The 23,073-nt window shown below is 74.8% G+C and carries 23 protein-coding genes; 13 read left to right on the forward strand and 10 right to left on the reverse strand.

Annotation, left to right across the window (positions count from 1 at the left end):
* The first annotated feature begins 5 nt into the window (after positions 1-5).
* On the forward strand, positions 6-1,250 hold the full coding sequence (locus ACYX4T_RS07285) for an MFS transporter (protein WP_476013885.1): 1,245 nt from the start codon (positions 6-8) through the stop codon (positions 1,248-1,250).
* On the opposite strand, the gene ACYX4T_RS07290 is transcribed toward ACYX4T_RS07285, so the two are convergent.
* The 3 genes from ACYX4T_RS07290 to ACYX4T_RS07300 are packed head-to-tail and all read right to left on the reverse strand — an operon-like array spanning position 1,213 to position 3,942.
* Positions 1,213-1,992, reverse strand: coding sequence for an IclR family transcriptional regulator (locus tag ACYX4T_RS07290; RefSeq protein WP_476013886.1), 780 nt, complete (start codon positions 1,990-1,992; stop codon positions 1,213-1,215). The genes ACYX4T_RS07285 and ACYX4T_RS07290 overlap by 38 nt on opposite strands.
* 10 nt (positions 1,993-2,002) lie before the next feature.
* Positions 2,003-2,647, reverse strand: a complete 645-nt coding sequence (locus ACYX4T_RS07295; protein WP_476013887.1) for a carboxymuconolactone decarboxylase family protein — start codon at positions 2,645-2,647, stop codon at positions 2,003-2,005.
* Positions 2,644-3,942 (reverse strand): MFS transporter, encoded by a 1,299-nt coding sequence (locus tag ACYX4T_RS07300; RefSeq protein ID WP_476013888.1) that lies wholly within the window; start codon positions 3,940-3,942, stop codon positions 2,644-2,646. Before ACYX4T_RS07300 ends, ACYX4T_RS07295 begins: the two co-directional genes overlap by 4 nt.
* A 72-nt stretch (positions 3,943-4,014) precedes the next feature.
* Here ACYX4T_RS07300 and ACYX4T_RS07305 point away from each other — a divergent pair, with 72 nt between their 5' ends.
* The 4 genes from ACYX4T_RS07305 to ACYX4T_RS07320 all read left to right on the forward strand — a co-directional run bounded on the left by ACYX4T_RS07305 (position 4,015) and on the right by ACYX4T_RS07320 (position 8,147).
* Positions 4,015-5,019: a GlxA family transcriptional regulator gene (locus ACYX4T_RS07305; protein ID WP_476013889.1), complete on the forward strand. Its 1,005-nt coding sequence runs from the start codon at positions 4,015-4,017 to the stop codon at positions 5,017-5,019.
* A gap of 127 nt (positions 5,020-5,146) precedes the next feature.
* Entirely contained in the window at positions 5,147-6,496 is a 1,350-nt protein-coding gene (locus ACYX4T_RS07310) for a Rieske 2Fe-2S domain-containing protein (RefSeq protein ID WP_476013890.1), read from the forward strand.
* Complete coding sequence (locus tag ACYX4T_RS07315; RefSeq protein ID WP_476013891.1) at positions 6,493-6,747, forward strand: hypothetical protein; 255 nt, start codon at positions 6,493-6,495, stop codon at positions 6,745-6,747. Before ACYX4T_RS07310 ends, ACYX4T_RS07315 begins: the two co-directional genes overlap by 4 nt.
* Positions 6,748-6,800: 53 nt before the next feature.
* Entirely contained in the window at positions 6,801-8,147 is a 1,347-nt protein-coding gene (locus ACYX4T_RS07320; RefSeq protein ID WP_476013892.1) for an HNH endonuclease signature motif containing protein, read from the forward strand.
* A 59-nt stretch (positions 8,148-8,206) separates the two neighbouring features.
* Here the strand turns inward: ACYX4T_RS07320 and ACYX4T_RS07325 are convergent, their stop codons facing one another.
* From ACYX4T_RS07325 to ACYX4T_RS07355, 7 genes are all read right to left on the reverse strand, one after another.
* Positions 8,207-9,145 (reverse strand): proprotein convertase P-domain-containing protein, encoded by a 939-nt coding sequence (locus tag ACYX4T_RS07325; RefSeq protein WP_476013893.1) that lies wholly within the window; start codon positions 9,143-9,145, stop codon positions 8,207-8,209.
* Positions 9,146-9,242: 97 nt separating this feature from the next.
* The gene (locus tag ACYX4T_RS07330) at positions 9,243-9,584 is read right to left on the reverse strand and encodes a Rieske (2Fe-2S) protein (protein WP_476013894.1); all 342 of its coding nucleotides are present in this window, start codon (positions 9,582-9,584) and stop codon (positions 9,243-9,245) included.
* 7 nt (positions 9,585-9,591) lie between these two features.
* Positions 9,592-9,795, reverse strand: a complete 204-nt coding sequence (locus ACYX4T_RS07335) for a 2-hydroxymuconate tautomerase (protein ID WP_274199461.1) — start codon at positions 9,793-9,795, stop codon at positions 9,592-9,594.
* 17 nt (positions 9,796-9,812) lie between these two features.
* On the reverse strand, positions 9,813-10,595 hold the full coding sequence (locus ACYX4T_RS07340) for a 2-keto-4-pentenoate hydratase (RefSeq protein WP_476013895.1): 783 nt from the start codon (positions 10,593-10,595) through the stop codon (positions 9,813-9,815).
* A 2-nt stretch (positions 10,596-10,597) separates the two neighbouring features.
* Positions 10,598-11,383 (reverse strand): 2-keto-4-pentenoate hydratase, encoded by a 786-nt coding sequence (locus tag ACYX4T_RS07345; RefSeq protein WP_476013896.1) that lies wholly within the window; start codon positions 11,381-11,383, stop codon positions 10,598-10,600.
* A complete protein-coding gene (locus ACYX4T_RS07350; RefSeq protein WP_476013897.1) occupies positions 11,384-12,175 on the reverse strand; it encodes an IclR family transcriptional regulator in 792 nt (263 codons plus the stop codon).
* Positions 12,176-12,182: 7 nt separating this feature from the next.
* Positions 12,183-12,872 (reverse strand): hypothetical protein, encoded by a 690-nt coding sequence (locus ACYX4T_RS07355; RefSeq protein ID WP_476013898.1) that lies wholly within the window; start codon positions 12,870-12,872, stop codon positions 12,183-12,185.
* 133 nt (positions 12,873-13,005) lie between these two features.
* Here ACYX4T_RS07355 and ACYX4T_RS07360 point away from each other — a divergent pair, with 133 nt between their 5' ends.
* The 8 genes from ACYX4T_RS07360 (at position 13,006) to ACYX4T_RS07395 (ending at position 23,002) form a co-directional block, all read left to right on the forward strand.
* Positions 13,006-13,920, forward strand: coding sequence for a catechol 2,3-dioxygenase (locus tag ACYX4T_RS07360; RefSeq protein WP_476013899.1), 915 nt, complete (start codon positions 13,006-13,008; stop codon positions 13,918-13,920).
* Between the two features lie 48 nt (positions 13,921-13,968).
* Complete coding sequence (locus tag ACYX4T_RS07365; protein WP_476013900.1) at positions 13,969-14,907, forward strand: catechol 2,3-dioxygenase; 939 nt, start codon at positions 13,969-13,971, stop codon at positions 14,905-14,907.
* The gene (locus tag ACYX4T_RS07370) at positions 14,904-16,013 is read left to right on the forward strand and encodes a histidine phosphatase family protein (protein WP_476013901.1); all 1,110 of its coding nucleotides are present in this window, start codon (positions 14,904-14,906) and stop codon (positions 16,011-16,013) included. Before ACYX4T_RS07365 ends, ACYX4T_RS07370 begins: the two co-directional genes overlap by 4 nt.
* A gap of 4 nt (positions 16,014-16,017) precedes the next feature.
* Positions 16,018-16,833: an IclR family transcriptional regulator gene (locus ACYX4T_RS07375; protein WP_476013902.1), complete on the forward strand. Its 816-nt coding sequence runs from the start codon at positions 16,018-16,020 to the stop codon at positions 16,831-16,833.
* Between the two features lie 122 nt (positions 16,834-16,955).
* On the forward strand, positions 16,956-17,549 hold the full coding sequence (locus tag ACYX4T_RS07380) for a hypothetical protein (protein ID WP_476013903.1): 594 nt from the start codon (positions 16,956-16,958) through the stop codon (positions 17,547-17,549).
* 80 nt (positions 17,550-17,629) lie between these two features.
* Complete coding sequence (locus tag ACYX4T_RS07385; protein ID WP_476013904.1) at positions 17,630-18,787, forward strand: cobalamin-independent methionine synthase II family protein; 1,158 nt, start codon at positions 17,630-17,632, stop codon at positions 18,785-18,787.
* 308 nt (positions 18,788-19,095) lie between these two features.
* Positions 19,096-22,251 (forward strand): helix-turn-helix transcriptional regulator, encoded by a 3,156-nt coding sequence (locus ACYX4T_RS07390; RefSeq protein WP_476013905.1) that lies wholly within the window; start codon positions 19,096-19,098, stop codon positions 22,249-22,251.
* Entirely contained in the window at positions 22,244-23,002 is a 759-nt protein-coding gene (locus ACYX4T_RS07395) for a DUF5995 family protein (RefSeq protein ID WP_476013906.1), read from the forward strand. Before ACYX4T_RS07390 ends, ACYX4T_RS07395 begins: the two co-directional genes overlap by 8 nt.
* The last annotated feature ends 71 nt before the right edge of the window (positions 23,003-23,073 follow it).

Genomic DNA, 23,073 nt, shown 5'->3' on the forward strand with positions numbered 1-23,073 from the left:
CCGGCGTGCGATCGCGCACCACCGGACGGAGGACCACCATCAGCTCGTCGACCGAGACCACCCGCCCCACCCGGGGACTGCGGGGCCCCGCCGCCGCGGTGGTCGTCGCCCTCGCGTTCCTGGTCACCATGCTCGGCGCGACGCTGCCGACGCCGCTCTACCCGATCTACGAGCAGGAACTGGGGTTCGGCGGGGTCATGGTGACCCTCGTCTTCGCGACCTACGCCGTGGGCGTGACGCTGGCCCTGCTGTTCTTCGGGCGCCTGTCCGACCAGCTCGGACGCCGCGCGGTGCTGCTGCCGGGCCTCGCGCTGGCCGCGGTCTCGAGCGCCGTGTTCCTCGTCGACGACCTCCCGGCGCTCTTCGCCGGGCGCCTGCTCTCCGGGCTCTCGGCCGGCATCTTCACCGGCACGGCCACGGCCGCCCTCGTCGACCTGGCGCCGGAGGGCCGGCAGAGCCGCTACAGCCTGCTCGCCGCGTGCGTGAACATGCTCGGGCTGGGCCTGGGCCCCGTCGTCGCCGGCGCCCTCGCCGAGTACCTGCCCGCGCCCCTGTTCCTCCCGTACGCGGTGCACATCGTCATGGTCCTGGTGGTCGGGGCGTTCCTGTGGGCGGTGGTGGAGCCGACGGAGCGCTCGGAGGGCCCGGTCAGCTGGCGCCCGCAGCGGGTCTCGGTGCCGCCCGAGGTCCGCGGGGTGTTCGTCCGCGCGGCCATCGCCGGGTTCGCCGGGTTCGCGGTGCTCGGCCTGTTCACCGCGGTCTCGCCGTCGTTCCTCGGCCAGGTCCTCGGCGTGCGCGACCACCTCGTCACCGGGCTCGTCGTGTTCACGCTGCTCGGGGCGTCGACGGTCGGGCAGCTCGCGTCGTCGCGGATGCCGGAGCGCCCGGCGCTGCTCGTCGGCTGCGCCGCGCTCGTGGTCGGCGTCGCCGGTGTCGGGTCCGCGCTCGCGCTGGCCTCGCTCGCGCTGCTCGTGGCCGGGGCCGCGGTCGCGGGCGTCGGGCAGGGCATGAGCTTCCGCGCCGGGCTGGGTGCGGTGAACGCCGGCAGCCCCCCGGAGCGGCGCAGCGAGGTCGCGTCGAGCTTCTTCCTCGTGCTCTACGTCGGCATCTCGCTGCCGGTGATCGGCGAGGGCGTCGCGGCCGCGGCGTTCGGGCTGGTGACCGCGGGCGTCGTCTTCGCCGGCATCGTCGCGCTGCTCGGGCTCGTCGCCTTCACGAGCCTCCTGCTCCAGCGGCGAGCCGCCGGGTGATGACGTCGGCGGTGTCGGTCACGAGCGTCGTGTAGCGGCGCATCGTCGCGGCGGCGGCCCGGTCCACGGGCACGGCGACGCTGACCGCGGCCACCGGCGCCCCCGCGCCGTCGCGGATCACCGCGCCCACCGACACGACACCCAGGCGGCTCTCCTCGCGGTTGTCCGCCCAGCCGCGCGCGGCGATCTCGCGCAGGCGCCGGCGCAGCGTCGCGGCGTCGGCGATCGAGTGCGGGGTGGGGCGCTCGGGGACCCAGCCGGCGAGGCGGGCGTCGAGGTCCGCGGGCGGCAGGGCCGCGAGAAGGACCTTCCCCGTGCTCGTCGTCGTCGCCGGCAGGCGCGTCCCGACGCGGGCGAAGATGCGCACGGTGTGCGGGCTCTCGAGGCGCTCGACGTACACCGAGTGCAGGCCGTCGAGCACCGCGAGCTGCACGGTCTCGCCGGTGGCGTGGCGCAGGCCCGCCATCGCCGGCATCGCCGCCTCGTGCAGCCCGACGTGCGGCGCGACCGACGCCCCGAGCTCGTGCACCGCCAGCCCGAGCCGGTAAGTACCGGTCGGACCGCGCTCGAGCAGGCGCTCGTCGGCGAGGGTCGCGAGCAGGCGGTGCACGGTGCTCGTGCCCAGGCCGAGGCGGCGGGCGAGCTCGGCGACCCCCAGCTCCCGGTCGGCCACCGAGAACTCCTTGAGCAGGCGCGCGGCGTTGCGCACCGAGCTCAGCTCCCAGCTCGGGCGCGCCGCCATGGCCGAGAGGCTAGGGGTCCGGGATCGACTCCGGGGCCGGCTCCGGGATCGGCGGCGCCGGGACCTCGAAGGCGTTGAGCAGCGCCGAGGTCGCGAGGTACATGCCGACGAGGTGGACCAGGTCGAGCACCCCGTCGCGGCCGAACGCCTCGACGGCGGCGGCGTAGGTCGCGTCGGTGACGCGGTGGGTGCGCACGAGCTCGTCGGCGAAGCGGTGGGCGGCGAGCTCGTCGGGCGCGAAGCCGTCGGTGTCCCCGGCGCGCAGCCCCGCGATGACGGTCTCGGAGAGCCCCACGGTCCGGGCCACCGCGACGTGGGCGTAGACCTCGTAGTCGGCCTGCCAGGCGACCCCGACGGTGAGGATGACGACCTCGCGGATCGGCGCCGGGAGCGACGAGCCCCGCTGGTCGGTCTGCACCCAGCGGTTGAACGCCCGCCCGGGCGCGGGCCGCAGCGCGAACGCGTTGAAGGGGCCGATGAGACCGCCCGCGTCGTCGGTCGGCGCGAACCCCGAGCGCTCGGCCCAGCGCGCGGAGCGCTCGAGGATCTCCTCGCGGGCGGCGAGCTGGTCGTCGTCGAGGTCGAGCGTCTCGTTGCGCGGGAGCCGGCCGCCCCAGTCGCGGTCGCCGGCCGGGGGCTGCACGGAGATCGTCACCGCACCGACGCTATCCCCGCCCGCCGGGAGATCGCGAGCGAGAGCCCGGCGGCCACGACGCAGAGGCCGCCCGCAGCCCACCACGCGCCGTCGTAGGCCCCGGTGGCGTCCCGGATCAGGCCCGCCCCGACCGCGGCGACCGCCGAGCCGAGCTGGTGCGCGGCGAAGACCCAGCCGAACACGATCGGGGCGCGGGCGCCGAAGCGCTCGCGGCACAGCGCCACGGTCGGCGGCACCGTCGCGACCCAGTCCAGCCCGTAGAAGACGATGAACGCCCACAGCGGCGGCGCGGCGCTCGGCGCGAGCAGGAACGGCAGGACCGCCAGCGAAGCGCCGCGCAGCAGGTAGTAGACGGCGAGGAGCTTGCGCGGGTCGACGCGGTCGGTGAACCAGCCCGACGCGATCGTGCCGACGACGTCGAAGACGCCGACCACCGCGAGCAGGCCCGCCGCCGTCGTCGCCGGCATGCCGTGGTCGTGGGCGGCGGGCACGAAGTGGGTGCCCAGCAGGCCGACGGTGGTCGCCCCGCAGATCGCGAAGCCGCCCGCGAGCAGCCAGAACGTGCCGGTGCGGGCGGCGTCGGCGAGGACGGTGACGGTGCGCCGGGCAGCGCCACCGACCACGGCCTCCTCGGGCTGCTCGTCGTCGGGATCGGCGCCGTGGGCGACGGTGCCGACGTCCGCGGGGCGGTCGCGCAGCAGGAACACGACCAGGGGGACGACGGCGAGCGCGCCCGCGGCGACCACGAGCGACGCGGACCGCCAGCCGACCGTGCCCGCGAGGTGGGCCATGAGCGGCAGGAACACCAGCCCGCCGGCGGCCTGCGCGGCCGTGAGCACCCCGGACACGAGCCCTCGCCGCGCGACGAACCACCGCCCGGTCACGGTCGCGACGAACGCCAGCGCCATCGACCCGGTGCCGACGCCGACGAGCACGCCCCAGAGCAGGACCAGCTGCCACGCGGCGTCCATGAACACCGTGAGCCCGCTGCCCGCGGCCACGAGCACGAGCGCGATCGCGACGACGCGCCGCATCCCGAAGCGCTCCATCAGCGCCGCGGCGAACGGCGACACGACGCCGTAGAGCAGCAGGTTCAGCGACACCGCCGACGAGATCGTCGCCGTCGACCAGCCGAACTCGGCGTGCAGCGGCTCGACGAACACCCCGGGCGCGGAGCGGAAGCCCGACGCGCCGAGCAGGGTCACGAACGCGGTCGCGGCGACGGCCCAGGGCCACGCCGAACGGCGGAGGCGGGGCGGCCCCGGTGTCGGGGCGTCGGGCCGCGTCTCGGTCACGAGGGGACAGCCTGCGCGACGGGCACACGCCGAGCCAGTGGCCGGAACGCCAACTCGTGCAAGAATCCGGCCATGCCCGCTGTCGGTCGACCGCACGTCGTCGCCGTCCTCGCCCTGCCCCCGGTGGTCGGCTTCGACCTGCAGATCCCGCCGCAGGTGTTCGGGACCGCGGAGGGACCGGACGGCCCGCTCTACGACGTGCGGGTCTGCGGCCTCGAGGAGCGGGTCGCGTCCACCGCGGGATTCTCGCTGCTGCTCGAGCACGGTCCGGAGGCGCTCGCGGCCGCCGACACCGTGGTCGTCCCCGGCACCCACTACGTCCCGGCCCGCCGCGACGGCGTGCTGCCCGCGGAGCTCCTCGCCGCGCTCGCGACCGTGCCCGCGCACGCCCGCTGGATGTCGATCTGCACCGGCGCGTTCGTGCTCGCCGCGGCCGGACGGCTCGCCGGGCGCCGCGTCGCCACCCACTGGGCCCGCGCCGCCGACCTGCGCCGCCTGCACCCCGACCTCGAGGTCGACGAGTCCGTGCTGTTCGTCGACGACGGCGACGTCGCCACCTCGGCGGGCCTGGCCGCCGGCCTCGACCTGTGCCTGCACGTGCTGCGCGGCGACCAGGGCGCGGAGGTCGCCAACGCCGTCGCCCGCCACCTCGTGGTGTCGCCGTGGCGCGACGGCGGGCAGGCCCAGTTCATCGACCACCCGCTCCCCCGCGCCGGCGGAGGGTCCACCGGCACCACCGGCACCACCGGCGGAGCGCGGGCCTGGGCGCTCGAGCACCTCGACGAGGACCTCGACGTCGCCGCCCTCGCGGCGCACGCGGCGATGAGCCTCCGCACCTTCACCCGCCGCTTCCGCGCCGAGACCGGGACCTCACCGCACGCCTGGCTGGTCGCCCAGCGCCTCGCCCACGCGCGACGCCTGCTCGAGGGCACCGACCTGCCCGTCGACCGGGTCGCCGCGGCCGTCGGACTGGGCACCGCCGCGTCGCTGCGGGCCCACCTCGCCGAGACCGTCGGCCTCTCGCCGCTGGCCTACCGGCGGCGCTTCCGGGTGCCTGCGGCAGGTGAGCAGAAGTAGGTGCCGGAGCACTCCTCTCTGCTCACCTGCGCGCAGCGCACCATCCCGCGGAGCGGGACGGAGACCTTCTCGCCGGTGCGGCGGCTGCCTAGCGTCAGGGGTACCGCCACACCCCGGGAGGGCTCACGTGCTGACCGCCGAGCAGAACGAGGAACTCACCGCCGTCGAGGCCGGCACGCCGATGGGCGAGGTGCTGCGCCGCTACTGGTACCCCGTCGCGTTCACCCGCGAGCTCGAGGAGTTCCCGGTGAAGCGGGTCGAGCTGCTCGGCGACTTCTTCGCGCTCTGGCGCTCCCCGTCCGGGCGCTACGGGATCATCCCCGAGCCCTGCCCGCACCGGAAGGCGTCGATGGCCTACGGCGTCGTGGAGGGCGACGGCCTGCGCTGCCCGTACCACGGCTGGAAGTTCGACACCGACGGCGCGTGCACCGACCAGCCCGCGGAGAAGGACAACACCAACTTCCAGGAGCGGGTGCGCGCGACCGCCGGCAAGGTCGAGGAGCTCGGCGGGCTCGTCTGGGCCTACGTCGGGCCGGACCCGGCGCCGCTGCTGCCGCGCTTCGACGTCTACGTCATGGACGGCTACCGCGACATCGGCTGGGCCGACATCCCCTGCAACTACGTGCAGGTCATGGAGAACGCGGTCGACCCCCACCACGTCGAGCACCTGCACGGGCGGTACTTCGAGTTCATCGGGCGCCACGAGGGCTTCGAGGCCCCGGCGTCGTTCGGCAAGCGCCACCAGCGCATCGGGTTCGACGCCTTCGAGTGGGGCATCATCAAGCGTCGTGTGCTCGCCGGGGCCAGCGAGGACAACGACGACTGGAAGGTCGGGCACCCGCTGGTCTTCCCGTACAACATGCGCGTCGGGGGCGGCGGCATCCACCAGATGCAGATCCGCGTGCCGATCAACCGGACGACCACCCGGTTCATGCTCTACACCGTCCACGCCCCCGAGGGGTACGAGCCGGTGGTGCAGGAGACCGTGCCGGACTACGAGATCCCGGTGTTCGACGAGCGCGGCAACCACGTCGTCAACTACGTCGAGGGCCAGGACATCATGGCCTGGGTGACGCAGGGCCCGATCACCGACCGGACCACCGAGCACCTCGGTCGCTCCGACATCGGCGTCGCGATGCTGCGCAAGATGTTCCGCCAGCAGATGGCCGCGGTCGCGAAGGGCGAGGACCCGCTGGGCACCGTCCGCGAGCCGCACGAGCGCATCGACCTGCCCTGCGAGAAGGACAAGTTCCACGCCGGGGGCGCCGGGTTCGCGCTCGACTTCTGCCGGATGGGCTCGACGCGCTACTCCCCCGCGCTCGAGACGATCACGCAGGTCCACCTCTCCGCGGCCGCGCGGGTGGAGGCGGACAAGGAGGCCGGACGTCCGTCGTTCACCCCCGAGGGCGGGATCGGCACGGCCACGCTCGCCCCCGACACCTCGGCGCAGGTCGACTCGGGGCTGATCCCGCGGTGACCTCACCCCACCCCCGGGTGCCGGACGGCTCCCCCGGAGCCCGGATCGACCGGCGCTTCGCCGCGGACGTCGAGGCCCACCGCCGCGACGCGCCCAGGTTCTGCCCGGCCTGCGCCCGCGACCTCGGGCTCGCGACCGAGTTCTGGGAGGGCGACGCCCGCCGCTTCTACTGCTGGTGCGGCTCGTGCGGCTGGACCGGCGAAGTGACCACCACCGGCGAGACGGCCCTGGGGCACGAACCGGAGCACTGAGGGGCCCGGCGCGCGCCCCGGCAGTGTCGGTGGTCGGGTCTACCATCGAACACATGAGCGAACGAGTGCTGGGGCCGGAGGACCTTGCCGCACTCGAGCGCGCCCGCGCCGGCGAGGTCGCCCGTCGCCGCGAGGGCTACACGCGCCTGGAGGAGGTCGCCGCGCTCGACCGGTCCGCCGTGGCGGAGGCGACCGGCGACCGGTCGACCGAGCGCCTGCTCGAAGAGCTCTGGCGCATCAGCGCCGCGGAGTCCCGCCGGCTGGTCGCCGAGTCCCGCGACCTGTGCCCCCGGCGCTCGCTGCTCGGCGAGCCGCTGCCGCCACGGTTGTTCTGCACCGCCACCGTGCTCGCCGCCGGCGAGATCGGTCCGGCCCACATCGCGATCATCCGCGCCACCATGCGGCGTCTCGACCGCGTCGAGGGCCTCTCGGCGCACGAGTGGGCCGAGGCGGAGCGGACCCTGGCCGACGCGGCCACCCGGTGGGGGCCGAGAGGGTTGCAGGCCGTGGCTGACCGCTTGCTCGCGCACCTCGATCCCGACGGGGACGAGCCGCCCGAGGAGGCTCGGAGCCGCGACGACGAGCTGCTGATCACCCGTCGCCCCAACGGCATCCTGCTGTTCCGCGGGCGGATGGGCGACCCGGTGGACGGCGAGGCGTTCTTGGAGGTCATCGACGGGCTCGCCACCCGGTGCGGGCCCGAGGACCAACGCGAGCTCGCGCTGCGCCGCGTCGACGGGCTCAAGGACCTCGTCGCCGACGCTCGCAGCCCCCGCGGCATCGCCGGCGACACCACCGGCTCCGACCCCGATGGCCCACCTGAGGGCGACGGCGAGGGGGCGTCGGCGTTGATCCCCGCGCCGCGCCGTGCCCACCCCGCCGATGGTGCGTCGCGGGTCGAGCGGCCCGGCAGAGCGTTGCTGACCATCACCATCGACCACCGGTGGCTTCGCCACGCCCTCGACGAGCGCGGCGGCTACGGACTGCTCGATTCCGGAGCGCGGGTCCACCCCGCCACCGCCCGTCGCTGGGCCTGCGACGCAGAGATCATCCCCATGGTCCTCGGCTCCCGGTCCGAACCCCTCGACGTCGGTCGCACCCGGCGCACCGCCACCGACGCCATCCGCCGGGCGCTCGACCTGCGCGACGGCGGCTGCGCGTTCCCCGGGTGCGATCGCCGGCCCCGCCGCTGCCAGGCCCATCACGTCGATCACTGGCTCGATGGTGGGGACACGGCGCTGGACAACATGTGCCTGCTGTGCTCGTTTCACCACCAACTGATCCACCACGGCCACTGGACGATCCAGATGATCGACGAGCGGCCCTGGTTCACCCCGCCCTGGGTCATCGACCCCGACCGACGACCACGACCCGGCGGCCGTCCCCGTGTCCCCACCTGACATCGGGAAGAGCGGGATCGGTCCCGGTGACGAGCGTGGGGCGTGCAGCCGAGCGGTGATCAGCGTTCCGCGGTGATGTTCCAGCCGTCGAGCGTGCCGCGGTCGATCGCGACGCCGTCGGCGACGACCAGCGTCCACGGACCCTGGACCTGCTGGCCGACGAGCGGGGCCAGCGGGCTGCCGGGCTGGCGGCTGTCGAGCGCCACGACGAGGCCGGGGCGGCCGCGGTCGCAGTCGTTGCTGTCGGCGAGAACGGCCGTCGCGCCCTGCGGGGAGCGCAGCGAGACGACGAGGTCGCAGGTGTAGGGGTGCGAGATCGTCGCGTTGACCTGCAGCGCCGAGACCGAGCCCGACCCGTCGAGGGTGAGGGCGTCGGTGATGCCGGCGGGGTTCGCGTCCGGGATCGGCACCGACCGGGCCGAGGCCGCCTGCACGGGCCCGCTGCCGAGCGTCACGACCAGGATGACCACCGCCACGATCGCGACGACCAGGACGGCCGCGCCGCCGAGGATCCAGGGCAGTGCCTTGTTCTTCCTCGGCGGCTGCTGGCCGTAGGGGTGGTAGCCCTGCTGGCCGTAGGGCGCCCCGTACCCCGGCTGCCCGTAGCCCTGCTGGCCGTAGGGCTGGCCGTACCCCGGCTGCCCGTAGCCCTGCTGGCCGTAGGGCTGGCCGTACCCCGGCTGTCCGTAGCCCTGCTGGCCGTACCCCTGCTGGCCGTACCCCTGCTGGCCGTACCCCTGCTGGCCGTACCCCTGCTGGCCGTACCCCTGCTGGCCGTACCCCTGCTGGCCGTACCCCTGCTGGCCGTACCCCTGCTGGCCGTACCCCGGCTGCTCGTAACCGCCGTAGTAGGGCTGCGGGCCGGACTGGCCGGACTGCCCCTGACCTCCCTGCGCCGCCGAGGGGTCGGCCGTCGGGCCGTACTGGGTGGGCTGGGACCCGAACGACTCGGAGCGCTGGGGGTCCTCGGACCCGGAGCCGCCGAAGGGGGAGGACACGCGCGGCAACATACCCGCCGCCGATGGCGACGAGGGGGCCGTTTCCCGACCCGGGCCGGGTCCCGGAACGGAGGACCGGACGGACCGGACGGACCGGTCACTCCCGGGCGTGGGCGCGCAGGCGCTCCGACCACGACAGCGCCCGGGGCGGGTCCCCGACGTCGGCGAACAGGACGCCGTCCACCTCGCGCAGCGGGTAGACACCGAGCACGTGCTGCGGCGAGGTCGGGCACGCGCCCGTGTCCAGGTCGAAGCGGTACCAGTGCCACGGGCAGACGAGCGTGCGCCCGTCACGGACCCAGCCCTGCTCGAGCGGGCCGCGGTTGTGCGGGCACACGGCGTCGACCACGCGGTAGCCGTCGTCGACCGCGACCACGACGAAGCGCCGGCCGTCGTCGCTGGTGACGACGCCCGGGGCGTCGACGCGCACCAGGCTCACGATCGGGTCACCGACGGCCCGAGGCCCGCAGCGACGCCAGCGACTCACCGCCCACGAACCAGTGCTCCGGCTCGCACTCGGTGACGACGACCCGGACGTTCTCGGCCGGGGCGCCCACCGCGCGCGTCACGGCGGCGGTGACCTCCTCCCCCAGCGCGGCGAGCTGCTCGGGGCTGCGGCCCCGGGCGAGGGTGATCTGCACGAGCGGCACGACGTTGCCTCCGGAGGTCAGGAAGAGCAGGCGAGCTCGACCGTCCCGAGGCGGTCGATGGTCACGGTCACGACGTCGCCGGCGACGACGGGGGTGGCGGCGGTCAGGCCACCGGACAGGACGACCTCGCCGGCGGCGAGGCCCTCCCCCGACGCGGCGAGACGACGGACCAGCCACGCGACGGCCGCCGCCGGGTGGCCCAGGGAGGCCGCGCCCGAGGCGGTGGCGACGAGCTGGCCGTTCTTCTCCAGCAGCACGCCGACCAGGCGGACGTCGAGGCCCGCGGCCGGCACCGGCGTGCCCACGACGAAGCGGGCGGCCGAGGTGTTGTCGGCGACGACGTCGGCCATGGTGAAGCGGTAGTCGCGGAACCGGGAGTCGAGGATCTCGATGCCGACCGCGAGCCCCGAGGTCGCCGCCAGGACGTCGGCCGCGGTGACGTGCTCGCCGGCGAGGTCGCGCCCGAGGACGAACACGATCTCCGGCTCGGCGCGGGGCTGGATCAGCTCGCCGGTGTGCAGGGGCGCGCCGAGGTCGAGCGCCGCGGCGCCCGGCAGGAACCCGTAGACCGGGTCGGACACCCCGACCTGGGCCTGCTTCGCCCGCGACGTCACCCCGAGCTTCCAGCCCACGCGCGGCCCGGCCTGCTCGCGCAGCACGCGCTGGACGGCGTAGCCGGTCTCGAGGTCGAAGCCACGGTCGGAGTCGGACGAGCCGACGTCGTCGCTGAGCGGGTCGATCGCGGTGCGCTCGGTGACGGCCTTGGTCAACCGGGACGCCAGCTCGTGGACATCGGCCATGGTCACTCCACCACCCTGATCGTCACCGACCCCAGCCGGTCGAACTCCGCGCGGAACACGTCGCCCGCGGCCAGCGGGACCGCCGCGTGCAGCGCGCCGGTCATGATCATGTGCCCGGGCTCGAGCGCCACGCCGGCCTCACCGAGCACGTTGGCCAGCCACGCCACGACCGCCAGCGGGTCCCCGAGCGCGGCGGCGCCGGCCCCGGTGTCGACGAGCTCGCCGTTGCGGGTGAACGTCATCCCGATCAGCCGGGTGTCGAGTCCCGCCAGCGGCACGAGCCGCGAGGACACGGCGACCGCCCCGTTCGACGCCATGTCGGCGACGGTGTCGGCGAGCTTGATCCGCCAGTCGGCGATGCGGGAGTCGACGATCTCCATCGCCGCCGCGACCCCGGCGATCGCGGGCGCGACGTCGGTCGGCCCGATGCCGGGACCCTGCAGGCGCGAGCCCAGCACGAAGACGATCTCGGCCTCGACCTTGGGCTGGATGAAGCGCGAGAGCGGGATCGCGTCGCCGTCCCGGTAGACCGTCGACGCCAGGGTCGGGCCGTAGTCCGGGGTGTCGATGCCGATCATCTTCTGCATCGCCGCCGAGGTGACGCCGACCTTGTGCCCGACGACCCGGTCGCCGTCGGCGAGCAGGAGAGGGACGAGCTCCTGCTGGATCGCGTAGCCGTCGGCCATCCCGAGGTCGGGCTCGCTGTCGGTGAAGGGCGGGATCGGCACCCGCGTGCGCCGCGCCTCGTAGAGGGCACGCGCCTTGGCGGCAGCGTCGGTGACGGCCACTCAGCTCTCCTTCTCGAGTAGGGGTGCCTCTTCCGACCAGCCGAGGCGGCGGGACACGGCCTCGCCGGCCTCGACGATCGTGCGGGCCAGGCGCTTGCGCGGGATCGCGCGGAACCGGCTGACCGGCGCGCCGATGCCGATCGCGGCGACCACGACCCCGCGCGCGTCGCGGATGGGGGCGGCGAGGGACGCCACGCCGATCTCGCGCTCGTCGACGGCGTCGGCCCACCCCCGGGCACGCACGGTGGCCAGCGCCCGGCGCAGCTCGTCGGGGTCGGTGAGCGTGTGGGGGGTGTGGCGGGCCAGGGTCGCCGTGGCGAGGAAGCGCTCGCGGACCGGCTCGGACGCGAAGGCCATGAGCACCTTGCCCGAGCTGGTGCAGTGCACCGGCACGCGCCGGCCGGTCTCGGTGAACAGCCGCAGCGCGTGGCTGGACTCGAGGCGGTCGACGTAGACGACGTCGTGGCCGTCGAGCATGCCGACCTGCGTGGACTCGCCGGTCTCCTCGCGCAGGTGGGCGAGCACCGAGCCGGCTGCGGCGTGCAGGTCCATGTGCACGCGCACCGCCTCGCCGAGCTCGAAGACGACGAGCCCGAGGCGGTAGCCGCCGGTGTGCGGGTCCTGCTCGACGAGACCCTCCGCGGCGAGCGTGGCGAGCAGCCGGTGCACCGCGCTCTTGCCCAGGCCCAGGCGCCGCGCGAGCTCGGAGACCCCGAGCGACTCCTCGCGCGTGAGGAACGCCTTGAGCAGCCGCGCGGCGTTCGTGACCGTCTGCAGGGGCGCATCACTCATGACGGGCTCACGCCGGCTCCTGGGTGAAGCTCGCCAGCAGCACCTTGCGCACCGCGTCCGGGTCCGGCGTCGCGCCCGGGCGCAGGGCGGCGTCGACGGCCTCGCCGACCGCGGCGTCGTAGGGGCGGATGGCGCGGGCCAGCAGCACCTGGGCGCGCGGCAGGCCGGCCACCGCGGCGCCCTCCATCTCGTCGACCAGCGCCTCGCGCCCGCGGGCCCGGTCGCGCAGGCGCTCGAAGTCGCGCGCGGCCGCCGAGTGCGCGGAGGCCAGCCCGGAGCCGACGTGGCCCGCATGGTGCGGCGACAGCCCGGAGCCGGGCTGGGTGACGACGTGGTAGACGACCGTGGAGATGCCCAGCGCGGCCCGCACCTTCTCCGGCGCCGGGCCGTCGGACTCGTCGATCAGCCCGAGCGCGGGCACGACGACCGGGTCGTAGAACCGCACGACCCACTCGAGCCCCTCGGCCGACCCCGGCACCTCCACCTCCTGCCCGCGCGGCGGCCCGAGGCCCTCCGTGGTGGCGAGGATGTGCAGGTTCCGCGCACCGACCGCCGCGACCGTGAGGCGCCCGGCGGACAGCAGCGGCAGGCGGCCCTGCACCGCCGGCGGGAACGTCGTCGCCTGCTGCAGGTAGGCCCGGTGGACGCCCTCGACGTAGCCGGCGACCGCCCGGCGCATCGCCATCGGGTCCGCCATGCCTCGCCCCTCCGTCCCGGCAGTCAAGCCCCGGCGTTCCGATCTGCGGAACGCTGCTTCTTCCTTGCGGAACGCTAGGGCGGTTAGCGTCGCCTCGTCAAGGAAGCCGGGAGGACCGGAAAGGAGCCGAGGCATGGGGATCCTGCGCCTGGCCCACGTGGACGTCCGCACGCCCGACCTGGACCTCTCGGCCGCCTACTACACCGAGGTCATGGGCCTGCAGCAGGTCGCGCGGACCGACGACTGCGTCTACCTCAAGTGCTGGGACGAGGAGGACCACCACTCCCTGCGGATGCGCTACAACCCGCGCACCGGGATGGACTCCTTCACCTTCCGCGTCGAGGAGGAGGACGACCTCCACGACCTGGAGCGCAAGGTCGAGGCGTACGGCTGCCCGACGTCGCGGGTCAACCGCGGCGAGGCCGTCGGCCAGGGCGAGTCGATCCGGTTCGAGGTGCCGTCGGGCCAGATCATGGAGCTGGTCTGGGACATCGAGAAGACCGGCAACGTGCTCGGCAAACGCAACCCCTCGCCCGTGCCGCCGCCCGACCTGCCCGGCATCGCCCCGCCGCGCATGGACCACATGCTGGTCAACGCCGAGGAGGTCGCGGAGTCCGCGGCGTTCTTCATCGACGTGCTCGGCATGCGCATGACCGAGCAGGTGCTCGACGGCAACGGCCACCAGCTCGGCGTCTGGCTCGCGGGCAACACCCGCTCCCCGCACGACATCGCCATCGTCAACGGCCCGAACGGCGCCCTGCACCACTGGGCCTACTGGCTCGACGACTGGGACCACATCCGCCAGGCCGCCGACACGCTCGCCTACAACGGCGTCCAGATCGACCAGGGCCCGACGCGCCACGGCGTCACGCGCGGCAACACCATCTACTTCTTCGACCCGCTCGGCATCCGCAACGAGGTCTTCACCGGCGGCTACTGGGTCGACCCCGACACCGAGATCCTCACCTGGACCGAGGACAACTTCGGCAAGGGCCTCTTCTACTACGAGAACGTCGTCAGCCAGCGCTTCCTGCGGATGCACACCTGACGGAGGACCTGCTCGCAGGGTCCGACCATCGAAGCGGGAGAAGGACACGTGGCCACCACTTCCGACCGGATCATCCGGCTGCAGCACGTCGAGGTCCGGGTCCCCGACCTGGAGCTCGCGACCGCGTACTACACCGAGGTCCTCGGTCTCGTGGAGACCGCGCGCGACGAGCGCGACGGGGCGCCGCGGGTCTTCCTCAAGTGCTGGGACGAGCGCGAGCACCACTCGGTGATCCTGCGCGAGGCCCCCACCTACGGCCTCGACCACATGTCGTTCAAGCTCAACGAGAGCTCGGACCTCGACCACTTCACGAGCAAGCTCGAGGCGGCCGGGGTGCCGGTGAAGCGGTTCGCCGCCCGCGAGCTCGGCCCGGGCTGGGGCGAGGCCATCCGCTTCGAGGCGCCGTCGGGCCACCTCGTGGAGCTGACGCACGGCACCGAGCGGATCGGCAACATGCTGCCGCGGACCAACCCGCCGCCCCGCCCGCAGGACCTCATCGGCATCGCGCCGCCGCGCCTGGACCACCTGTTCGTCATGGCCGAGGACGTCGAGGCGTTCACGGCGTTCTTCGTCGAGCTGCTCGAGTTCCGGCTCACCGAGCAGATCCTCGCCAACGACGGCCACCAGCTCGCGACGTTCCTCGAGCACTCCCACACCCCGCACGACATCGCCGTCATCACCGGGCCGAACGGGGCGCTGCACCACTTCGCGTTCTGGATGGACGACTGGAACGGCATCCGGGAGGCGGCCGACGCGCTCGCGTACCACGGCGTGACGATCGACGTGGCCCCCACGCGCCACGGCGTCACCCGCGGCTACACGACCTACTTCTTCGACCCGGCCGGCAACCGCAACGAGCTCTTCACCGGCGGCTACTGGGTCGACCCCGACTTCGAGCCGATCACCTGGACCGAGGAGGAGATGGGGCGGGCCATCTTCTACTACCACCGCCAGGTCAACGAGCGCTTCTTCACGGTGCACTCGTGACCGGCACGGAGCAGCGCCCCGACGCCCGGTCCGTCCACCGCTACGAGGCCCCCGACTACCTCGCCCGCTACCGCGCGCGCCGCGGTGGCGGGAAGGCTCCCGAGTCGGACCGCGCGTCCGCCGCGGCGGCGCCGAGCGCGCCCGAGGCCCCGCCGGAGGGTGACGGCACGCCGCTCTACCTGCGCCGGTTCCGCGAGCGCGGGTCGGCGCCGGTCGAGACACAGACGGTGTCGTACGGGGGCAAGGAGTTCACCCCGGCGCTGGCCGAGGCGAGCCGCGGCAAGGAGATCGCGGCACCGGTGGAGCGCCGGGCGTCCGAGAAGATCGTCTGCGAGATCTCGATCATCCGCCACGGCATCACCCAGGGCTACTCCACCGACGCCGGCCTCACGCCGATGGGCGGCTGGCAGGCGCACCGCCGCGGCCACGAGCTGGCCCGGCGCTTCGACCACGGCGACCGCGTGCGCCTCGTCTGCGCCGACACCAACCGCGCCCGCCAGACCGCCGACCAGCTCTACAACGGCGTCACCGACGGGCTGCAGATGTGGGGCATCGACGCCGAGATCACCGAGAAGGAGCCGATCCCGGAGCTGCGCAACTTCGGCGTGTGGACCCCGGACGGGCTGCGGGACGTCACCTCGGCGTTCCGGCAGTACCAGGCCACCAACGAGACCCTCGAGCGTCTCGCCGTCGGCGACCGCCCGCGCTGGCTCGTCGAGATCGACCGGTTCTACCGGACCCAGCTGGGCGGGGCGGACCCGATCCAGGAGTGGCTGACGATCCCGATGATGTACTTCGAGCCGCCGGCGATGTGCGTGCGCCGCTTCTGGCGCGGCTTCCACCGGCTGATCACGGAGTCGACGCAGCCCGACGGTTCGGTCACCCACCGGCGGATCCTCGCCGCGACGCACTCCGGGCCGATGCGCGCGTTCGCCACCTGGGCGCACGGCTACGACCCGGGCGAGCCGCTGAACACCGAGGAGATCCGGATCAAGATGCGCGAGGGCTGCCGCGCCGCCTTCGTGTCCTACCGCAACCGGGTCACCGAGGTGAACGTGCCGCCGCCGGACGAGTTCCCGCGGTGGGAAGAGATCGGGGAGGCCTGAGTCGATGACCGTCCTGTCCCTCCCCCCGCTCGACATCGACACCGGTCCCGCGGGCGACGACGACTCGCCGCTGCGGTCGGTGTCCACCGCCGTCGCGGTGCTCGACTGCTTCGTCGACGAGGCCGAGCTCGGTGCCACGCGCGTCGCCACCCGGCTCGGCATCGCCAAGAGCACCGCGTGCCGGATGCTCGCCGCGCTCGCCACCGGCGGGCTGCTGGAACGGACCGGCTCGGGGCGCTACCGCCTGGGCCTGCGGCTCTTCGAGTTCGGCCAGCTCGCCGTGGACCGGCTGATGCTGCGCGACGTCGCCCTGCCCGCGATGGGCGAGCTGCGTGAGCTGCTGCGCGAGACGATCCAGCTCGGCGTCGTCGTCGGCACCGACGTGCTCTACGTCGAGCGCGCCGAGGCCGCGAGCATGAACGTCCGCTTCCGCAGCGAGCACCGCCGCAACCCGGCCCACTCCTCCAGCGCCGGCCGGGTGCTGGCCGCGGCGGACCCGGCGCTGGTCACCGCGATCCTCGAGCGGGGCCTGCAGCGCTACACCCCGTTCACGGTGGTCGACCCGCTGCGCTACCGCCAGATCCTCGCCTCGACCCGCGAGCAGGGCTACGCCACCTCGCGGGAGGAGTTCGAGCCGGGCTGGTCGTCGATCGCCGCACCGATCACGCTGACCCGCGGCGGGCGCCCGCACCCGGTGGCCGCCCTGTCGGTGGTCGCGCCGACCTCGCGCATCCTCGGCCCGCGCAAGCCCGCCGTCGTCCAGGGCGTGCGCCGCGCCGCCGCCCGCGTCTCCGCCGACCTGAACCGCGCCCGGAGCTGACCCGCGCATACCAGCGATGCGGCATTGCTCGCACTGGTCGCCAGGATCACCACATCCTCGGTGACGCGACACGCCCGCAGCAGGGCCTGGGCTGCTCCGCCCTGCTCGCGGGGCTCGCGGGGATGCCGTACGCGGTGGGCGCGGCGGCGTGGGGCGGGCGCGTGGTCGTGCGGGTCGGGCGACCCCTGGTGCTCGCCGGCACGCTCGTCATGGCCGTCGGGATCCTCGCGACGCTGCTGATCGTCCGGCTCCGGACCGACCCGTCGACCGGGCTGCTGACCGCGCTGCCGCTGCTCGTCGCCGGCAGCGGGCTCGTGATCACCCCGAACCAGGCGCTGACGCTGCTGCAGGTGCCCACCGACCAGGGCGGCACCGCGGGCGGGATGCAGCAGACCGCGCAGCGCATCGGGTCGTCGATCGGGATCGCGCTGGTGGCGACGGTGTTCTTCGCGGTCCTCTCCGCATCCGGCCAGTACGGCACCGCGCTCGCCTCAGGACTCGCCGTGGTGCTCGCCTGCGTCCTCGCCGCGGCCGCGCTGGGGCTGACCGACGTCGTCGTGCGCCGGCGCCGGGGACGCCGGCGCGCCCCCGACCTCGCCGCGGTGGGCACCGGCCTCGCCGCCGGCACCGCGACCGGCAGTGCCCGCGACAGCACTCCCGACAGCGCTCCCGACCCCCACACCACCCCCGCGGCCCACGGGCACCCCCACTACTGACACGCCTGACGCGCTGACGCGTTCGCCCCACCGGAACGAGGTGGTGCCCGCCTCCTCGGGGCCCTCCTAGCGTCGGTGCCATGCAGCGCAGCACCGACCGTGTCCTGACGACCCACGTCGGCAGCCTCGCCCGGCCCGAGGCCCTGCTCGACACGATGCGGGAGAAGGAGCACGGCCGCCCCTACGACGCCGACCTCTTCGCCCGGCAGGTCACCGAGGCCGTCGCGGACGTCGTGGCGCGCCAGCGCGAGGTCGGGCTCGACGTCGTCACCGACGGCGAGATGGGCAAGGTCAGCTTCGCGACCTACATCCAGCGCCGGCTCGACGGGTTCGCCCCCGACTCCGGCGAGCGCCTCCTGCCGCCGTCCTGGCAGGTCGAGATCGACGCGTTCCCGGAGTACTACGCGGGCTACCTCGGCAAGTACGCGAAGACGGTCGCGCCGATGGTCGAGATCGCCTGCACCGGTCCGGTGCGCTACACCGGCCACGACGAGCTGGCGACCGACCTGGCCAACCTGCAGAAGGCGCTCGCGGGGGTCTCCGGGGTCGTGGAGGCGTTCCTGCCCTCGACCTCGCCGCGCGGCTTCGGGCGCAACGAGTACTACGCGACCGACCGGGAGTACTACGAGGCCGTCGGCGAGGCGCTGCGCGAGGAGTACCTGGGCATCGTCGACGCGGGGTTCCTGCTGCAGGTCGACGACCCGTGGCTGATCGAGATCCTCTCCGACCCGACCCTCGAGCCGGTCGAGCGCGACCGCACCGCCCGCGAGCACGCCGAGATCGTCAACCACAGCCTGCGCGACATCCCGACCGAGAAGATCCGCCTGCACACCTGCTACGGGCTCAACCACGGCCCGCGGATCCACGACATCGGCATGGGCGAGGTCGCGCCGTACATGCTCGGCATCCGCGCCGGGGGCTACTCCTTCGAGGTCGCCAACCCGCGCCACATGCACGAGTGGGCGATCTGGCGGGACCTCCCGCTGCCCGAGGGCTCGGTGCTGATCCCGGGTCTGCTCGGTCACGCGCAGAACTACGTGGAGCACCCGGAGCTGATCGCCGACATGATCGGCTGGTACGCCTCGGTGGTCGGCCGGGAGAACGTCATCGCCGGCGCGGACTGCGGGTTCTCCTCGCGCGCGAGCTACTCCCCGGAGGTGCACCCGACGGTGGTGTGGGAGAAGTTCCGCGCGCTGAGCCAGGGCGCCGCGATCGCCACCGAGCGGCTCTGGGGCTGACCCGCCCCCGGGCGAGCGCGCGGAAAGGGCGGGGAAAGGGCGCGGAAAGGGGAGGCGGGGCCCGGCCGGCGTCCCCCCGGGCGCCCGCTGCCCCGCCTCCCCCTCCCGTCGCGCGCCCGGCCGGGGTCCGGCGGGCGAGCGAGGACGTCCGAGCGACCCCTCCCGGTCCCCGACGACCGCCGACCCGCCCTCGGGGAGAAGCCTCGCCGATCACGCGCGAGGGGCACATCCGAAGAAATGACTAGGGGCGTCCGGGCCTGCGTACGCCACTGGACGGGGTCGATTCGTCCGGCCTAGCGTCTTCCGTCGTGCCAGGTCAGGGGGGTTCCGACGTCGGCGGGAGCGGCGCCGCACCCTGGCGCGCCGCCGACGCCGCCGTGCTCGCGCGCTGCTGGGACCGGGCCCGCACCGAGGGCGCGCTGACCGTCGTGCTCACCGGCGACGCCGGCGCGGGCAAGACCCGGCTGGTGCGCGGGCTCGCCGACAGCGCCGAGGCCGACGGCGGGGTGGTCGTCGCCGGCGCCGCGGTGGACGTCGGCGAGCAGCTGCCCCTCTGGCCGGTCGCCACCGGGCTGCGCCGCCTGCTGCGCGCCCCCGACGACGCGCCGCCGCCCGTGCTGGCCGCGCGCGCGGCCCTCACCCCGTGGCGCGACGAGCTCGCCCCGCTCCTGGAGCCCGGGCCGGGGACGACGCTGCCGTCGGGCGGGCACCTGCTCGAGCTCGTCCGCCGGGTGCTCGTGGCGGTCGCCGCCGAGGTGCCGGTGCTCGTCGTCGTCGACGACCTGCACTGGGCGGACCGCACCACCCGCGAGCTCGTCGTCTCGCTCGTCGCGCACCTCGCCGACGAGCCCGTGCTACTCGTCGCCACCGCCCGCTCGGAGGCCCTCGACGTCGCCCACCCGCTGCGCCGGATGCTCCCCGAGCTCACGCGCGACCGGGCCGTGCGCGCGATCGAGCTCGGGCCGCTGCCGCGGGCGGCCGTCACCGACATCGTGCGGGCCGACGGCGGCGACACCGCGCTCTCCGAGCTCGTCTGGCGGCGCTCGCGCGGCAACCCCTTCATCATCGCCGAGACCCTCGCCGCGGTGGCCGACGGCGCCGCGGACGGCCTCTCCCCCGGCCTGCGGGGGCTCGTCCTGGGTCGGCTGTCCGCGCTGGGCCCGCTCGCCCAGACCGTCGTCGCGGCCCTCGCGCTCGGCGAGGAGCCCGTCCCGCACCGGCTGCTCGCCGAGGTGGTCCGCACCGACGACGAGGACGACCTGCTCGCGGCGCTGCGCGAGGCCGCGGAGGCGGCGATGGTCGTCGTCGACCCCGAGGTCGACGGCTACGCGCTGCGCCACGGGCTCATGCGCGACGTCGTCGCCGGCGAGCTGATGCCCGGCGAGCGCCGCGGGCTGCACCGCCGCTACGCGCTCGCGTACGAGGCCGTGCTCGGCGACGGACGCGAGCCCGACCCGGACCACGGCCCGGCGGTGACGCTGCGCCGCGCCCACCACTGGGCCCGCGCCGACGACCCCGAGCGGGCGCTGCCCGCGGTCGTGCACGCGGCCACGGTCGCCGAGCAGATGCACGAGTTCGGGACCGCATACCGGCAGTGGATGGCCGCGCTGGCCCTCGTCGCCGCGCGCGCCGTCCCGCCCGCCGCGAGGGTCCTGCCGGGGCACCGGCCCCCGGCGCTGCCCCCCGCCGACGCCGACGCCGGCGACCTGCTGACCCGGGCCGCCGACACCGCCCGGCTCGCCGGCGAGTACGACGCCGCGGTCGACCTGCTGCAACGCGTCGTGCCCGACCCCGCCGCCGCCGGGGCCGCCGAGCTGCCCGCGGTGGTGCGGCTGGGCCGCTCGCTGCTCGACGCCGGGCGCACCGGCGACGCCGTCGCCGTGCTGCACGACGCCGGGCGGGCCGCGGGCCGCGTGGGCGACGACCCCGCCCTCGCCGCGGTGCACGCCGCGCACGCCGAGGCGCTCCTCATCACCGGCGACGTGCGCGGGGCCCGGCGGGAGGCCGAGCGCGCGCTCGCGGTGTCGCGCCGGGAGGGGGAGCTCGCCGAGCAGGCACCGATGCTCGCCACGCTGGGCTTCGCGCTGGCCTATCTCGAGAACCCCGACGCGGGCCTCGCCGCCGTCGCCGACGGCCTGATGATCGCCGAACGCTCGGGGGACGCGGCCGCGGTCGGGCGCGCCTACCAGTCCTGGGCGGACCTCCTCTCGGGCCCGCTGGGCGAGCTGCACGAGGGCGTCGAGATCGCCCGGCAGGGCGTGGCGCGCATGCGGGACCTCGGGCTCACGCGGTCCGCGGGCGTGCGGCTGCTCGCGACGGCGGCCAACGGCCTGTTCCGGCTCGGGCGCTGGGCGGAGGCCTCCGACGCCGTCGACGAGGCGTGGGCGCTCTCCCCCACCGGCGCCGACGCGCTCGAGGTGCGTCTGGCGCGCTGCCGCCTGCAGGTCGGGCGCGGGGAGTTCGTCGAGGCCGACGAGGACCTGCGGGCCGTCGACCTCCTCGCGCTCGACGGCACCGGCGAGGAGGCCGGGGACCTGGTCGGTCCGGGCGGCAGCGACGCCTCCGAGGAGCGCTCCACCCCGCCCCGGCGGGGCACGGTGGCCTCGCGCTACCGCGTGCCGCTGCTGACCCTGCGCGCCGGCGTCGAGATGTGGCGCGGGCGTCCCGACCTCGCACGCGCCCTCGTCGCCCGCGGTCTCGACGTCGCCGAGCACACACCCGACGACGTCTTCCTCGTCGCGCCGCTGGTCTGGCACGGGCTGCGCGCCGAGGCCGAGGCCGCCGCCCACGGCGTGCCCACCGACCGCGCGGCCCTCGACCGCCTCGCCCGCCACGTCGCCCACCTCGAGCGGCGCATCCCGCACACGGTGCCGGCGCTGCGCCGCGTCGTCCTGGCCTACGTGCGGATGTGCCACGCCGAGACCGGGCGCGCCGCCGGGGCGTCCGACCCGGCGGTGTGGGGGCAGGTCGCGGAGATGTGGAGCGCGCAGCTCAACCGCTACCCCGCCGCGTACGCCCTGCTGCGCCGCGCCGAGGCCCTGCTGGCGACCGGCGAGCGGCGGGGGGAGGCGGCGCGGGCGCTGCGCGCGGCGGCGGCGACCGCGAGCGAGATGGGCGCCGGCCCGTTCCTCGACGAGATCGCGGGGCTCGCCCGCCGGGCCCGCCTCGACATCGCCCACGCCGGCGAGGCGGCGGTGACGACGGCCCGCGACGCGGGCGACGGCGCCGTGGCCCCCGAGCTCGCCGCGCTGACCTCCCGCGAGCACGAGGTCCTCGCCGTCCTCGCCGACGGGCTGTCGAACCGCGAGATCGCCCACCGGCTCTACATCAGCGAGCGCACCGTCGCCGTCCACGTCTCCCGGGTGCTCGCCAAGACCGGCACCCGCTCCCGCACCCAGGCCGCGGCGCTGCTCCAGCGCGTCCGCGCCCGCCCCACCGGATCGGAGAGAGGTCACCGTGGCTGACACCCCCGACGAGAACAGGGAGCGGCTGAGGGAGGTGGCCGCCCGCCGCCCGGAGAGCATCGAGGCGGTCATCGCGGTCCTGCACGAGATCCAGGAGATCGCCGACGACCTGCCGAGGAAGCGCGACCGCGACGGGATCGCCTGCTTCACGGACCTCTACCGGACGATCACGGTCGACGTGCTGAAGAGGTTCCGGGACCGCGACCTGTTCTTCTGCGACGAGTTCATCCTCGAGCTGGACGTGGCGTTCGCACAGCGCTACCTCGACGCCCTCGACGCCTGGGCCCACCGCCGGAAGACCCCCGCATGCTGGGAGATCCTGTTCGACCGCCGCCAGCACGGCCACGGCGAGTGGCGCTTCGCGGCGACCGGGGTCAACGCCCACGTCAACTTCGACCTGGCCTTCGCGCTGCTCGACGTATGGGAGAAACACCCGGACGACCCGCTCTCCGCCGAACGGGAGCAACGAGCGGACTACGACGCGATCAACACGATCTTCCGCGACAACATGGACCGGCTCTGCGAGAAGAACGACGCGCCCTGGACGTTGTGGCCGGAGATCCTCGAGGACGGCGGGTGGGTGGACAACGCCTTCAACCTCGGCGGCGACATGCTCGTCCGACGCACCCGAGACGTCGCGTGGCGCGAGGCCGCCGCCCTCTGGCCCCGTCACCGCGACCCGGACTATCGCGACGACAAGGAGGCGGAGCTCGACGCCGGCTCGCGGCTCCTCGCCGGCCTGTTCATCTGATCCCGATCCCGACCGGCCCGTAGTCTCGCCCGGTGCCCCGCCGCAGCCCCCCGCTCCCGCCGCGGGACGGG

The sequence above is a fragment of the Actinomycetospora sp. ABD4_176 genome (genome assembly GCF_056311855.1).

Excerpts from the sequence above, each read along its gene's own strand:
- ACYX4T_RS07385 (WP_476013904.1), top strand. The coding sequence starts at position 17,630 with ATGCAGCGCAGCACCGACCGTGTCCTGACGACCCACGTCGGCAGCCTC.
- ACYX4T_RS07380 (WP_476013903.1), top strand. The coding sequence starts at position 16,956 with ATGCCGTACGCGGTGGGCGCGGCGGCGTGGGGCGGGCGCGTGGTCGTG.
- ACYX4T_RS07355 (WP_476013898.1), bottom strand. The coding sequence starts at position 12,872 with ATGGCGGACCCGATGGCGATGCGCCGGGCGGTCGCCGGCTACGTCGAG.
- ACYX4T_RS07360 (WP_476013899.1), top strand. The coding sequence starts at position 13,006 with ATGGGGATCCTGCGCCTGGCCCACGTGGACGTCCGCACGCCCGACCTG.
- ACYX4T_RS07340 (WP_476013895.1), bottom strand. The coding sequence starts at position 10,595 with ATGGCCGATGTCCACGAGCTGGCGTCCCGGTTGACCAAGGCCGTCACC.
- ACYX4T_RS07290 (WP_476013886.1), bottom strand. The coding sequence starts at position 1,992 with ATGGCGGCGCGCCCGAGCTGGGAGCTGAGCTCGGTGCGCAACGCCGCG.
- ACYX4T_RS07320 (WP_476013892.1), top strand. The coding sequence starts at position 6,801 with ATGAGCGAACGAGTGCTGGGGCCGGAGGACCTTGCCGCACTCGAGCGC.
- ACYX4T_RS07350 (WP_476013897.1), bottom strand. The coding sequence starts at position 12,175 with ATGAGTGATGCGCCCCTGCAGACGGTCACGAACGCCGCGCGGCTGCTC.
- ACYX4T_RS07375 (WP_476013902.1), top strand. The coding sequence starts at position 16,018 with ATGACCGTCCTGTCCCTCCCCCCGCTCGACATCGACACCGGTCCCGCG.
- ACYX4T_RS07305 (WP_476013889.1), top strand. The coding sequence starts at position 4,015 with ATGCCCGCTGTCGGTCGACCGCACGTCGTCGCCGTCCTCGCCCTGCCC.